Genomic DNA, 12,539 nt, shown 5'->3' with positions numbered 1-12,539 from the left:
AGCTACAGAGAGCCGGCTCTCGTCATGCCGCCTCCTACCGCAAGGGCGAACCGCAGAGACGGTCTTTAACCGCCTTTTCCATACGGGAATGCGCCTCTGAGATACGCCAGCCAAGTGCTCCAACCTCTCACCCCAACCTCCTGTGCTCGATTCCAGCGTTAAACTTATCCTTTGACCCCGCCCACCGCAATGCCTTCGATGACGCTCTTCTGGCCGATGATGAAGGTGATGAGCAGCGGGAAGATCGCGGACACCGCGGCCGCCATGATCAGGGAGTAGAATTCGCCGTTCATCGAAGCGAACTTGTCCACCGCCTGCGGAATCGTGTAGAGCTTATCCGTGCGGATAAAGATCAGCGGGTTCTGGTAATCGTTCCACGTCCAGATGAAGCGCAGGATCGCATACGTCGCGATCGCCGGACGGACCAGCGGGAACGCGATCTGCCAGAAGATCCGCCAGTGCCCCGCACCGTCGATCTTCGCCGACTCGATGTAATCGTTGTGCAGGCCCATGAAGAACTGGCGCAGCATGAAGGTGCCGAGCACGCTGAAGCAGCCGAGCAGGATGAGCCCGAAGTGGCTGTCGAACAGCCCGATATTCCGGTACAGGATAAACTGTGGAATGAGTATCGCCTGGGACGGCACCATGTAAGTAGCCAGGACGATGAGGAACAGCCACTTGCCCGCCGGAAAATCGATCTTCGAGAAGCCGTATGCCGCCAGCGCCGATACCGTGCAGGAGATCAGCGTGGTGAGCACCGCCACCTTGATGGAATTCCAGTAGTACAGGTAGAACGCGTACTGCCCGGCCCAGATTTCCTTATAGTTCTCGACCGCGTTCCAGCGCTCCGGAATCCACTGGATCGGATATTTGAACACGTCCGTCTCCAGCTTGAAGGAGGCCGAGAGCATCCAGATGAACGGCAGGAGAAACAGAATGCTGACCGCCAGCATAACCACCGTGTTCGTCAGCTTCCAGACGTTGAGCTTTTCTTTCATGAGTTTCGCCTCCTAGTAGTTAACCCATTTCTTTTGGCCGAACCACTGCAGCACTGTGATGAGCAGCACGCAGAAGAACAAGACAACGGCGATCGAGGAAGCATAACCTACCCGAAGATTGATGAAGGCCTGGTCGTAGAGATACCAGACGAGCATGCTCGTGGACTGCATCGGGCCGCCCTTGGTCAGTACGGCGATCAGGTCGAATACCTTGAAGGAGGAAATGATCCCGGTCACGAGCAGGAAGAACGAAGTCGGGGAGAGCATCGGCACCGTAATCTTCCGGAACTGCGTCCAGCCGTTCGCGCCGTCGATATCGGCCGCTTCATAGAGATCCTTCGGGATCGACTGCAGGGCCGCCATGTAGACGATCATGTTGTACCCGATCGAGATCCACACCGAGATCATCATGACCGACGGCAGCGCGTAAGCCGGGTCCGCGATCCATTTCGGCGGATTGTCGATGCCGATGGACATCAGGAACTGGTTGACCGGCCCGGCCGACGGGTGGAAGAGCACCTGCCACACGATCGCGATGGCGACGACGCTCGAGATGTAAGGCATGAAGTACGCCACTTTGAAAAAGCTTTTGAGATATACATGCTTGTTGATCATGATGGCCAGAGCCAGCGAGACGATCATGTAGATCGGCACGGTGAAGATAAAGATGAAATTGTTCTTGAGGGAGATCCGGAAGCTTTCGTCGGCGAAGAGCTTCTCGAAGTTCTCCACTCCCGTCCACTTCAGTCCCTGCATCCCGGCTACAAAATTCCAATCCGCGAAGCTGAGCACGAAGGTTGCAAGTATCGGCAGAAGCGTCAGCACGGTCACACCGATCAGCATCGGGGCGACGAACAGGAGCCCTGCCAGGCTCTCCTTGCGCCGCAGCGCGCTTTTGCTTTGGGTATGCCGGGCTTTTTTCTCCACCAGGGTCATATTGGAGCTTGTCGTATTCACAGTCGGTCACCTCTCACTTCCGTAAGTCGTCTTGGTATAGGTTCATTATAAGAAGTACGGGAGGGGCAACCATAACGTTATTTTGATAGGTTCGGAGGCTATCTTGACTTTTCGTTAAGCGAGTCATCCTTTCTGATAAAGCAAAAAAGCCTCTTCCGGACCGGGTCCGAAAGAGACGCTTCTGATGCACTATGCGATTAGCCGAGCAGGGCGGCCTGCCGCTTGTAATGATCCTCCACGACCAGGCAGGCCATCGCTTCCACGACGGGCACGATTCTTGGGCAGATGCACGGATCATGCCTGCCTTCGGTCCGGATCTCCTGCTCCTCGCCCCGGACATTGACCGTCCGCTGGGAGACCGAGATCGACGATGTCGGCTTGACGCTGATCCGGAAGACGATCTCCTCTCCGGTGCTGATCCCGCCCAGGATGCCGCCCGCGTGGTTGCTGAGGAAGCCGTCGGCACTCATCCCGTCGTTGTGCTCGCTTCCGAGCATCGAGGCCGCGGCGAAGCCGGCGCCGAACTCAATTCCTTTGACCGCGCCGATCGACAGCATCGCCTTGGCCAGCTCGGCATCCAGCTTATCGAAGACCGGCTCCCCGAGCCCCGGCTGAACCCCCCGGATGCGGCACTCCACGATCCCTCCGCAGCTGTCACCGCGCCGGGCCAGCTCCTCGATCCGCTCGATCATCCGGGCTGCCGCCTCGGGATCGCAGGCGCGGACCGCGTTCTCCTCGATGACTTCCTCCTGGAACGAGCGGCACGCAATCCCTCCGATCTCCCGGGTATAAGCCAGCACCTGCACGCCTCTTCTCTCAAGCAGCTTCCGGGCTACGGCGCCTCCGGCCACACGGGCCGCGGTTTCTCTTCCCGATGCCCGCCCGCTGCCCCGGTGATCGCGGATGCCGTATTTCTGCAGGTAAGTATAATCCGCGTGCCCGGGACGAAACGCATGCTGGATGTCGCTGTAAGCCTCCGGCTTCATATCGTGGTTATAGAGAATGACCATGAGCGGCGTTCCGGTGGTTTTGCCCTCGAAGACGCCGGATTGGATCTGGACGATATCGTATTCCTTGCGCGGGGTGGTCACGGACGATTGGCCCGGCTTTCTCCTGTCCATTTGCTTCTGAATATAAGCTTCGTCAATCTCCACACCGGGCGTTACCCCTTCCACGATCACCCCCACAGCCGCGCCGTGGGACTCCCCGAAGGTCGTGATTTTGAACCGCTCGCCGAACGTACTGCCTCCCATATGATTAAGCCTCCCTGTTAGTATTCAATCCTTACCCCAAGCCTGGACAGCTGGTCAAAATACCCCGGACAGGTCTTCGACACGCAACCCGGGTCCGAAATCCGGATACCGCCGGCCTTCAGCCCGATCAAGGACAGGGCCATCGCCATGCGGTGGTCGTCATGCGAATCCAGCAGAGCCGGTACCGGCCGGCCGGGATAGACCGTCAAGCCGTCGTGATGCTCGTCTACACGGATGCCCAGCTTACTGAGCTCCGCACAGATGGCGGAGATGCGGTCGCATTCATGATGCCGGATATGGGCGGCATCCGTCAGCGTAATCGGTCCGTCGGCAAACGGGGCGAGAGCCGCGATCGTCAGCGTCTGATCCGACGACTTCCTCATGCTCATGGTGAACCCGCCCTTGAGCCGCTCCGTGCCCTGCACTTCAACGAAATCCCCGCCGCGCAGCACCGTGCATCCCATCCGCTCCAGCACCTCGAGGATCTCGATATCCGGCTGGGTCGTGTTCTTCGCGTCGATCCCTTCGATGCGCACCCGGCCCGCTGTCAGCGCGGCCAGAGCCCAGAAGTACCCGCACGTGGAGACGTCCGGCTCAAGCTGGAACGCTCTCGCTTGATAGCATCCCCTCGGGACCGCGATCGATTGACCGTCTGCGGACACTTCCGGCCTAATGCCGAATGCCGCCATGGTATCGAGCGTCATTCGGACATAATCCCTCTGCACCACTTCGCCCTCGATCCGCAGCGTGAGCGGTTCCTTGGCATACGGTGCGGCCAGCAGCAGCCCGCTGATAAACTGGCTGGACGTGGAGCCGGGCAGCGTCACCTCACCGCCCTGCAGGCCGTCCGCCTGGAGCGTAAGAGGCAGACAAAGCTCCTTCTCCCCATACTGGAACCGGGTCCCCAGACTTGTGAGCGCACGGAGCAGCGGGGCCAGCGGTCTCTCGCTCATCCGCCGGCTTCCTCTGAGCGTCCATTCTCCGGTGCCGGCGGCCAGGGCTGCCGGCAGGAAGCGCGCGACCGTGCCTGCCGCCCCCACGTACAATTCGCCCGAGGGATTCGGCCATTTCCCGCCGCAGCCCTCGATATAGGCGGTCTCCCCTTCGATGGTTACCCCTACGCCCAATTTCTTCAACGCATCCATGCACCAGTAGGAATCATCGCTCTTCAGGATCCCGTGGATGGCCGATCTTCCCTCGGCCAACGCGGCGATGACCAGCGCCCGGTTCGTCAGGCTCTTGCTCCCCGGCACCCGAAGGCTTCCGTTCACGGCCCCCACCGGGGGATGGATTTCCACTTGCGGTTTATCGTTATTCGCCGACCAGGGCGAACGGGCTTCCAAATCCGGCTGACCCATGACCATGCCTGCCACCTCTTCTTATCTTTGTCTTCTCGCTATGTCTCGATTATAATGAAGACGTTGAAATAGGTGAAATCGGATTTTTGGCACATTGTCATAGAGAGGATCTATATCAAATGATGAATCTGGAGTGGTATCGGATTTTTCTGCATACGGCGCGGCATCTGAATCTGACGAAGGCGGCGCAGGAGCTGCACATCACGCAGCCTTCGGTAAGCTATGCCATCAAGCAGCTCGAAGAGGCCATGGGGCTGCCCCTGTTCCACCGGCTCTCCAAGGGTGTTGAGCTGACGGAAGAAGGCCGCGCGCTGCTCGAGTACGTGGAGCAATCGTTCGCCGTGCTGGACTCGGCACAGAAGCATCTCCGAAACCTGAAGCAGTTAAGCGAGGGAGAGATCCGGATCGGGGCGAGCGATTCGCTGATCAAGCATCTGCTGCTGCCTCAGCTGAACGCCTTCCACCGGAGCTATCCGGGCATCCGGATTCGTCTGTCGCACGGCCGGACGCCCGACATCACCCAGCGCCTCAAGGAAGGCGTGATCGACTGCGCCCTGGTCCATATGCCCATGGACGATCCCCAGCTGCATATCCAGACGCTCGCAGTGCTGGAGGACTGTTTTGTGGTGGGAGATGCTTACCGAGAGCTCGCGGGCCGGACCCTGTCAGCGGAGGAACTGGCGGAGCTTCCGCTCATTCTATTATCCCCGGGCAGCAGCACCAGGGTGTTCGTGGAGATGTGGTTTGCCGCCAGGGGGCGGACGGTGAAGCCGGACATAGAACTTGGCAGCATCGATCTGCTGGCGGAGTTCGCAAAGCTGGGCTACGGCGCCGCGTTCATCAGCCGCTCTTTCGTGCAGGAAGAGCTTCGGGAAGGTACACTCTTCGAGCTGAAGCTGGAGGACCCGCTGCCCCCTCGGAGCATAGGCTTTGCCGTCAGGCGGGACCGGAAGCTGTCGGCCGCGGCGGATGCCTTCGTCCGGATGCTTCGCGCCGGGCAAGGGCCCTCTGGTGAGAAGCTTACGGGTCCCTGAGGGGTTCATGGCTTCCGCCAATGAGCAAGAAAAACGCCTGTCGGCGTCCTTTAAGATCTCTGTGTGGCGGTCACACGTTGGCGCGCGGGGAGCAATGGGAATGGGGTTTCAACCTTTCTTGAAGTCGTGTCCCCTTTGATTTTTTTAAGGGGGAGGACACGACTTCATAGGCGGCCCGTAAACGTTCCACCCCAAATCCATCCCCTCTGCTGCTCTCCGGGACCGCAAGGAGGCGGCGGGCCGACTGCTCTTCAACCTGATCGGATCTCACCGCAGTCCATACGGGGATAGAGGTGCGGGAAGTACGCCTGCCGGCCGGATGGTCTGCAGCTGCTGCAGGCGGAGCTGATCCGCTGTTTGTCTCAGATCTCTGCGATCCGTTACCTGCAGTTCGAGCCGGAAGGTATGCGGTTCAGCCTCCGCTTCCGGTGACCGATCGTTTCGGCACGGCGCCCCAACGTTCGTTTTAAAATAGCGGAAGCGAGGTATCTTATTGAGGGATTTCCCGTCATTTCCCGGAACATAGCGGAACTCAAATGCCTTATAAGGAGAAAACGGGTACGGAAACCGCGCCCATCCTTACAATAGCGCATCTGAGTTCCTTTATCTCTGACGGGTACCCCCGAATAGTGGGAATAGCGCACCGTACTTCCGCTATTTCCATAGACAGCTTGCGCGCCAGAAGAATCGAGCCCCGAAATTTATTCAATTCTATAATGTGTCAAAAAAAAGCCCTGCATCCGCTCCGGGATGCAGGGCCTTCTCCTTCGGGTCAGGCTTACACAGGATTACCAGAACAGCTCGCGGTAACCCGCCAGCCGCGCCAGGCCTTCGGCGAAATAATAATCGCCGTAGATCAGCGGCACATCGATGTTCTTCCCTTCAGGGAAGTGGGATGTGCCGTGCAGGATCAGGCCCTCTTCTTCCTCGTTGTCCCAAGCGCCGTAATTCACGTACAGCGAATGCAGGATGCGCTCCCCCGCCGAGCGGTACAGCGCCGACTCCCGGCCGTCCACCTGCTCGGCAAGCAGCAGCAAGCCGCAGGCCGCGCAGGCGCCAGCCGAAGAATCGCGGTAAGCGGGGACGCCCTCCGGCAGGCGGAAATCCCAGTGCGGCACGCTGTCCTCCGGCAGATTCGCCAGGAAGAAGTGCGCTGCGCGCTTGGCCGCATGCAGGTACTTCTCATCCTGTGTGTAGTGATAGCTGAGGCTCATCCCGTAGATGGCCCAGGCGGTTCCCCGGCTCCACGCCGAATCCGGGCCGTAGCCCTGCCCGCCGTTCACCTCGACCTTCTCCCCGGTCTCCGGGTCGAAGATCACGATATGATTGACCGACCCGTCCGGCCGGATGAAGTGCTCCACGGCCATGTCCGCATGCCGGACGGCCGTATGCTTGTAGCGCGGGTCCCCCGTCACGGCCGAGGCCCAATGAAGCAGCGGCAGATTCATCATGCAGTCGATGATCGCCCAGCCCGCATTCTGCTCGCCTTCGCGCCACGGATTCCAGGCGCGGATGTAGCCGCCCTGTACGTTGAACCGCGCCGCGAGCAGATTCGCGGCCAGAAGCGCGCGGCGCTTCGAATCCTCGGCGCCGAGCAGCTTATGCCGGGCTACGCTGGTCAGCGTCCACATGAAGCCGATATCGTGGTCGAGCTTGTAATAATCGGTGATCACCTGATCCAGCTGCCGCTCGCATGATTCCGCGAGCTCCCGGAGCGCCTCGTTCTTCGTCTCGCGGTAGACGAGCCACAGCAGGCCCGGCCAGAACCCGGCCGTCCACCAGTAAGGCGGCTCCAGCTTGTACTCCCCCTGTACGGAGGCATGCGGGAACCGGTCCCCGATGCGGCCGCTGATTCTTGTAACCTTGGCCGTCGTCCGGCTCCACGCCTCCCGTACCCAATCCGGCTGACTCTTCGTCCCGTTCATGTCCTCATCCCCCTATTCGCCGGCAGCTGCTGCCGGCCTTTAGCCATGCTCACTTCCTGTTCGTATCGATCATCTTCTGCGTCCGGATCCGCGCGTTCGAGATCATGGCGTCCAGGCTTATCTGGTCCAGCATCAGCTTCTCGAACTCTTCGTTGACCACCCGGTATACATCCGCCTGAAACGGGGCGGGCGTCACGAGCTTCGGCGCTTTGGCCTCCGCCAGCACGGCCTTCAGGGAAGCCGTGTCGACGAGCTCCGGCGACCGGCTTCCCGCTGCGGTCCGCTCAATGATCCGCTCCAGCGTCCCGCTGTCCACCCCCGTCCACGAGGGAATATACTTCCCCTGCTCGAGCATCCCCTCGGTCGTGTAATAACGGATGAACCGGTACGCCTGCTCCTTGTGCTTCGAAGCCGCCGCCACGGCCATGAAGTCCGTCGTGACGATCGTATAGCCTCCCGGGTCCGACGCCTGATTGCGGGGGTACGGGGCGGCAGCGACATGAAACTTGAGCGGGAACGCCTCCGTTCCTCCGATCTCGGGGTTCATCCAGGAGCCGATCACGATCATGCTGGCCGCTCCGCTGAAGAACTCGGTGCGGTAGTGCAGCTTCCTCGCAATGGCATCGATATAGGGCGTTGCCGACCGGTCGAGCTTCTCCATCCGGTAGCGGATCTCGATGGACCGGCGGAACAGCGGACTGTCCAGATTGGACGTGCCGTCCGCCCGCAGATAATCCGGATTCTCCGGCTGGTTCGCCATCGCGAGCCGGGTGAACTCCGCCCAGCCGTCTCCCCGCGGCCCGTGCAGATAGGTGCCGTAGCGCCCGCCCGCACCGGGGCGGGTCAGCTTCCCGGCGTAGTCCATGAACTCATCCCACGTCCAGTCGGTCGGCACCTTCAGACCCGTTTCGTCCAGATGGTCCTTATTCAGCAGGACATACCAGGGATTGAACTTGCCGGGCAGCGCATACACCTTCCCGCCGAGCTGCGTGTCCACCTTGTATTCCTCGCTGACCCGGTAGCCTTCCCTCCGGATGTATTCATCCAGCGGCGCGGCCATGCCCAGAGCGACCCGCTGGGCATACATGGCGGGCTCGCTGAACATGAGCACGTCCATCTCCTCGCCGGAAGCGGCCGCGAGATCCAGCCGCTTCGCGTATTCCTGGGTGTCCCCGTTCTCGCTCAGATTCACCAGCTTCACGCGGATGTCCGGGTGCCTGGCCTCGAAGGAGGAGATCACCCGGCCCCAGGCCTGCTGCTCTTCGCTTCCAAAGGTGTGGAAGGCAATCGTCACCGGCTCCCGCCCCGGCCCCCCCCCGCTCTCCGTGTCCGTGCCGCCTCCGGGCATGCAGCCGGCCAGCAGGCACAACACAGCCCCAGCGCTCACACACCGCATCCGTCTCATCCATGCTGTTGTTGTCATATACGCCCCTTCGGCGGGTGCAGCCGGAGCGCGGGCCCCGGCACACCCGCTCATTATAGCAAGCCGGCACCGCGGAGGAATCACGCTATATTGACTTCTCCTGCCGGTATTTTGACTATCCGCCGCTAGGCCTTGACCGGTGCCGTTCCCCGGTATTCCTGCGGTGTGACGCCTGCCGCCGCCTTGAACATTTTGATGAAATAGCTGTGGTTGTCGTAGCCGAGCGCCTCGCAGATCTTCGCCACGGACAGGTTCGTGCCGTCGAGCAGCTCCTTCGCCCGGTTGACCTTGGCCCGGTTCACGAACTCGATGAACGTCTCCCCGGTTTCCTTCTTGAACAGCCGGCTGAAATAGCTCGGGTTCATGTACAGGTGCTCGGCCACCTCGTCGAGGGAGATCTTGCGGTTCAGGTGCTGCGAGACATAGTGGCAGGCATCGAGCACCTCCGTCCGCTTGCTGAGCACCTTGGCGTCCCGGGCGGCGGTAAGCGAGGATTCGAAGAAGCCGTTCACCCAGGCTTCGATCTCATCGAGCGTATCCATCTCCAGGAGCTCCTTGTGCAGGATCTCCACCGAATAATGGTTGCGGAACAGCTGCATCGACTGCAGCTTCAGCTTGAGATCCAGCACCAGCTTCAGCACCCAATCCTTGACCGTCTCCGGACGAAACTTCTCCGCCCGCAGGTACCCCGTCCAATAGGCCAGAACCGGCTGCACCGTGGCCGCGCCGCCCTCTAGGAGGACCCCGCGGAAGCCGCTGGCCGCCTCATCGTAGCAGGAGAACAGGTCCGCCTCGGAGAAGGTCATCTGCTCCCGCTTCTCCATCGACTGCTGCCGCATATAGAAGCGCTGGCCCGACGCGCCGAGCAGCCCGGTCAGCTCCTGCTTCAGTCCGGAGGGCTCCCCGCAGGTCCGACCGATGATGAAGGACAGCTTGAGCTTGAGCGCCGCATAGACCGTCGACTGCACCCTGGCCAGCAGCTTGACCGCCTCGTCGTACGGGTTGGTTTTGATCCCGCCCGGCGCGGGGATGAGAATGAAGGAACGGAGCACGTCATAGGTGAAGTTCACCGCGCCCCGCTCATCGGCCCCGAGAATTTCTTCGAGAATATTATTGACGGCGAAGCGCAGCACGTCATCGGTAACGAACCGCTGCCGCGCCAGGCGCTGGTCATCGATATAGCATGCCACCGGCAGACACACCCGATCCTGCAGCCTCAGCCCGAACGCCTCCGCCTCCTGGAGCCAGGCCTGCCCGTCCAGGATCGGCTCGTGAATCGTCCCGCGGAGGAAGGTCTCCTTATGCCGCTCCCGGTTGCGGTCGATCATCTGCCGCATCCGGTTCTGCCGCTCAACCCCCTTCGTCTCCTCATCCAGAGAGGCCTTGAACTGGGCGAGCAGCTTCTCCATGTCTTCCGGATCGAGCGTATCCTTCACGAGGTAATCCTGTACGCTCAGCTTCATCGCCTGCTGGGCATAATGGAACTCGCTGTGGCAGGAAAGAATGGCGAAGCGCGTCCTCGGCTCAAGCTCCTTCAGAGCCCGGATCAGCTCCAGGCCGTTCATGCGCGGCATGCCGATGTCCGTCACCACAATATCGGGCATCATCTTCTGCGCCGCCTCCAGCGCCACCGCCCCGTTCTCATAGGTGCCCGTCAGCGTCAGCCCGAGCTTCTCCCACGGGATGGTATTCGCCAGGAATTCCAGCACCGGGTAATCATCATCCACCAGCATGACCTTGTACATGCGGCTCCGCCTCCTCCTGCTTCGGAATATACATCGTAATGACCGTTCCCGCTCCCTCCGTGCTGTCGATCACCATCCGGAAACGCTCCCCGAAGGTCATCCGCATCCGCTCGTATACGTTGGAGAGCCCGATGGAAGAGAAGCCCTTCTTGTCGGGGCCTGCCGCCTCTTCCCCCGGCAGGGCCGACAGCCGCCGGCGCAGCCTCTCCAGCTTCTCCGCATCCATGCCCTGCCCGGTATCCCGGACGCGGATGCGGATCAGGTCCGCCTCCTCCGGCGAGGCCTCGAGGAAGACCGTGCCGGCCTGCTGGTTCAGGCCGTGGATGAGCGCATTCTCGATCAGCGGCTGCAGGAAGAAGCGCGGCACCCGCTCCAGATACACCTCCGGGGCAATGTCCACCTCGAGGACAGCGGTTTCTTTTTGGCGCATATTCATCAGCTTCATATAATCGATCACGGTCTCCACCTCGTCGTGGAGGGGAATGCTTCCCTGGTCCTGGATCGTCATCCGCAGCAGCTTGGAGAGCGAAGCAATCATCTCCGCACTCTCCCGGTCCCCGCGCCCGAGCACCTTCATCCGGATCGAATTCAGCACGTTGAACAGAAAATGCGGATTGATCTGCGCCTGCAGCATGCTCAGCTCCGCCTTCCGCTTACGCGCCTGGGTCTGCGTAATCTCCTCGATCATATCGGAGATGCGCTCGAGCATGCCGTCGAACGATTTGCCGAGGCGGCCGATCTCATCCATCCCGCGGATCGACGAGCGGACGCTGAGATCCCCCTTCTGCACCTCCACGGCCACCTTGTCCAGCTTCACCAGCGGCTTGGTGAACGCCCGCAGCGCCACCATCAGGAGGATGAAGAAGAGCACGAAGGAGACGAGCTGGAACAGGAACACGTTCTGAAAAATCGCATTGATCTTGGTCACCGCCGTACGGTACGGCGTCAGCGAAACGAGCTTCCAACCGTTGACGCTGAAGGAGATCGGGTGCTGCGAGATCAGGTAGTCGGTGCCGTCCCGGCGCACGATATCCCGCTCCGGCTCTCCCTCCGCCTGTTTCAGGTAGGCGAAGTCCGTCCCGATATGCCCCGCATCCGTATGCGACAGCACCCGGTCGTCCCGATCGAGGAGCATCACCTCCTGGCCGGCGGCGAGGCGTTCGAAATACCGGTGAATCCGGCTCTCCATGATCGTGACGACTACATAGGCGTAGATCGTGGAGTTGTCGGAGCTCTGGTTTCTCAGCGCGCGGACGACCGTCAGCTGGTACGGATTTCTCCCTTTCTCCGACAGGAACTGGGTAGGCAGCGTGCCCGGCCAATAGGAATGATAGCCGTACACCCCGTTCGCCTGCCGGAGCCACGGCTCCTTCAAGATCCGGGCCGGGGCATATTCATAAGCCGGATAGTTCGTAAAGTACATGCCGTTCGGCAGCACGATCGTCAGGTAGACGCTTTCCCCGGCCGCCGTCAGGCTGTCGATCTTGTACCGCACCACACTGCCTGTGGTGTACTGCTCGTTCGTTAACCGGTCCTCACTGTAAACGGTGTCATTGAGCTGTTTCAGGGCCATTTTGAGATCGATGTCTTCCTGGATGTAATTCAGAAGATAGGTCATGTACTCCAGCGTGTTGGATACATGGCCGTCAATGAGCTCCAGCGTCTGCTTCGCACCCGATACCGCCTGCTCCTTCACTGCATCGCGGGTGAGCAGGTTGTACACGACGAGTGTAACGAGAGCCGGAAGCAGGATGCACAAGACCGACACGAGGGTCAGCTTGGTGCGAAATGAGGTAATGGAGAACGGTCTGAACCTTCGCCCAAACAGAATCATGCGGGTCGCCTT

At 60.7% G+C, this 12,539-nt stretch carries 9 protein-coding genes; 1 reads left to right on the top strand and 8 read right to left on the bottom strand.

Translation table 11 applies throughout. The features are described from left to right. Positions 1–164: 164 nt before the first annotated feature. From PM3016_RS12300 to aroA, 4 genes are all read right to left on the bottom strand, one after another. A complete protein-coding gene (locus PM3016_RS12300; protein WP_014369687.1) occupies positions 165–998 on the bottom strand; it encodes a carbohydrate ABC transporter permease in 834 nt (277 codons plus the stop codon). Between the two features lie 12 nt (positions 999–1,010). Next, positions 1,011–1,955, bottom strand: a complete 945-nt coding sequence (locus PM3016_RS12295; protein WP_013915896.1) for a carbohydrate ABC transporter permease — start codon at positions 1,953–1,955, stop codon at positions 1,011–1,013. Positions 1,956–2,152: 197 nt separating this feature from the next. Then, entirely contained in the window at positions 2,153–3,208 is a 1,056-nt protein-coding gene (gene aroC, locus PM3016_RS12290; RefSeq protein ID WP_013915895.1) for a chorismate synthase, read from the bottom strand. Between the two features lie 17 nt (positions 3,209–3,225). Continuing rightward, the gene (gene aroA / locus PM3016_RS12285; RefSeq protein ID WP_014369686.1) at positions 3,226–4,572 is read right to left on the bottom strand and encodes a 3-phosphoshikimate 1-carboxyvinyltransferase; all 1,347 of its coding nucleotides are present in this window, start codon (positions 4,570–4,572) and stop codon (positions 3,226–3,228) included. A gap of 113 nt (positions 4,573–4,685) precedes the next feature. Here aroA and PM3016_RS12280 point away from each other — a divergent pair, with 113 nt between their 5' ends. Further along, positions 4,686–5,600: a LysR family transcriptional regulator gene (locus tag PM3016_RS12280; RefSeq protein ID WP_014369685.1), complete on the top strand. Its 915-nt coding sequence runs from the start codon at positions 4,686–4,688 to the stop codon at positions 5,598–5,600. 788 nt (positions 5,601–6,388) lie between these two features. Here PM3016_RS12280 and PM3016_RS12275 read toward each other — a convergent pair. The 4 genes from PM3016_RS12275 to PM3016_RS12260 all read right to left on the bottom strand — a co-directional run bounded on the left by PM3016_RS12275 (position 6,389) and on the right by PM3016_RS12260 (position 12,527). Beyond that, positions 6,389–7,525, bottom strand: a complete 1,137-nt coding sequence (locus PM3016_RS12275) for a glycoside hydrolase family 88 protein (RefSeq protein WP_013915891.1) — start codon at positions 7,523–7,525, stop codon at positions 6,389–6,391. Positions 7,526–7,574: 49 nt separating this feature from the next. After that, the gene (locus PM3016_RS12270) at positions 7,575–8,921 is read right to left on the bottom strand and encodes an ABC transporter substrate-binding protein (protein WP_014369684.1); all 1,347 of its coding nucleotides are present in this window, start codon (positions 8,919–8,921) and stop codon (positions 7,575–7,577) included. Positions 8,922–9,073: 152 nt separating this feature from the next. Continuing rightward, positions 9,074–10,693, bottom strand: coding sequence for a response regulator transcription factor (locus PM3016_RS12265; protein WP_013915889.1), 1,620 nt, complete (start codon positions 10,691–10,693; stop codon positions 9,074–9,076). Beyond that, positions 10,668–12,527 (bottom strand): cache domain-containing sensor histidine kinase, encoded by a 1,860-nt coding sequence (locus tag PM3016_RS12260; protein WP_014369683.1) that lies wholly within the window; start codon positions 12,525–12,527, stop codon positions 10,668–10,670. Before PM3016_RS12260 ends, PM3016_RS12265 begins: the two co-directional genes overlap by 26 nt. Positions 12,528–12,539: the final 12 nt, after the last annotated feature.

This window comes from Paenibacillus mucilaginosus 3016, from assembly GCF_000250655.1.
GTDB lineage: Bacteria > Bacillota > Bacilli > Paenibacillales > NBRC-103111 > Paenibacillus_G > Paenibacillus_G mucilaginosus.
Note: the sequence above shows the minus strand (reverse complement) of the source record. Positions and strands in the feature narration are given on the sequence as shown.